Here is a 1,469-nt window from a genome sequence, read left to right as displayed (position 1 = left end):
CGGGGCTCTGGCAGCCCGGCCGCCTCGGCCTCGGCCAGCGCCCCGCTTGCTCCAGCCCTCCCGCGTGATCCGCCGCCGGATGGCGTATTCGGTCAGACCGAACACCTCGGCCAGCGCCGGCGCGCTCTCGCCCGCCAGATAGCGCGGCCGCACCAGGGCCCAGACCCGCGGGGCCCGGATGCGATAGGGATTGCGTTTCGGTCGGGGCAGGGCGGGGGTTTGATCCTTCATCCTCCCATTGTCGCCCACATCGACGCCCAGGCGGCTTCAGGACGCTGACGCCGGGCGAAAGGTCCGCGAAGTCAGGTCCTTGCCCGCTCCGCGATCGTCGGCTTTCCCGGAAAGGCCGACGATTGTCGCGGATGTATCGGGTGTCGGCCCTGTCGCGGGGGCGGGTGTCGCGGATGTCTCGGAGGGAATGTCTCTGTCGTGTCGGCGGGAGCGTCTCGTCGGCGTGGACACGCCGAACCCGCCCCAGACATGGACATTGCGTGGCGTCGTCCCAGCCGACGATGCGGAGCGGGCGTCGCCGGCGATCAGGCCAGGGCGGCCAGCAACTGCCTTGTCATGACCAGCGGATCCGCGCGTCCGTTTTGATTCGTCAGGACGACGGTCGTCAGGTCGGCCGCCAGGTCACGGCGGAGCCAGCAGGAGAAGCCCGCCGTCCCACCGCCATGCGCGACGACCCGCGCCGCCTCTTCCCCCTCGACCTCCCAGCCGTATCCCCAGCCGGCGGGGGAGCCGTCCTTCAACGTCGCCGGCCGCCACATGCGCTGACGCGCCGCCCGGCTGACGACGTCCTCCCGATCCAGGGCTTTGGCCCATCGGCACAGGTCGCGCGCGGTCGAGCACAGGCCCCCGGCCGAGAAGGTCGAGCCCGGCGCGCTGACGGGCGGATTTTCGTCCCAGGCGGCGTCATCCCAGAAACTGCGGCGGCCCAATCGGCGTCCGTCGGAACGCTTCCCCGGGGGCCGGTTCGCCGCATGCCCGCGGGCCTGAAGAACCGCTCTTCCAACTGCTCCCAGTAGGCCCGCCCCCCGACCGTCTCCGCCACCAGGCCCAGGAGGACGAAGCCGGTGTTGTTGTAGGCGTGGCGGGTCCCCGGCTCGAACGCCATGGGCTTGGCCGCCGCCATCTCGATCAGTTCGCGCGGAGCCACGTCGCGCGGCATCAACTCTCGGAAATTGCCGGCGTCCAGATATTCCGGCAGTCCCGACGTATGGCTCAGCAACCTGTCCAGGCTGAGCGGCCGCCAGGCCTCGGGCAGATCGGTCAGATAACGGCCGACCGGCGCGGCCGTCTCCAGCCGGCCCTCGATCTCCAACTCGAAGATCAGGCTGGCGGTGAAGGTCTTGGTGAGGGAGCCGATCTCGAACAGGGTGTCCGCGTCCGGCGGGGTCGGGTCCGCGGGACCGCGTCGGCCCTTGCCGCCAAGGGCCAGCGTGCGGCCTCGGCGCACGACGCCGATC

Annotated in this window: 1 protein-coding gene and 1 pseudogene; both read right to left on the bottom strand. The window is 71.1% G+C overall.

What is annotated here, in order from left to right; all coding sequences use genetic code 11:
• Window positions 1-231 (bottom strand): hypothetical protein (locus AC2W7C_RS17845; RefSeq protein ID WP_486002562.1); only part of this gene is annotated, 231 nt, incomplete at its 3' end.
• Between the two features lie 305 nt (window positions 232-536).
• Window positions 537-1,459: pseudogene (locus AC2W7C_RS17840) on the bottom strand (serine hydrolase domain-containing protein).
• Window positions 1,460-1,469: the final 10 nt, after the last annotated feature.

This window comes from Brevundimonas sp. CURTG3B2_SDJG (assembly GCF_057364705.1).
This window is presented reverse-complemented; position numbering and strand designations above follow the sequence as displayed.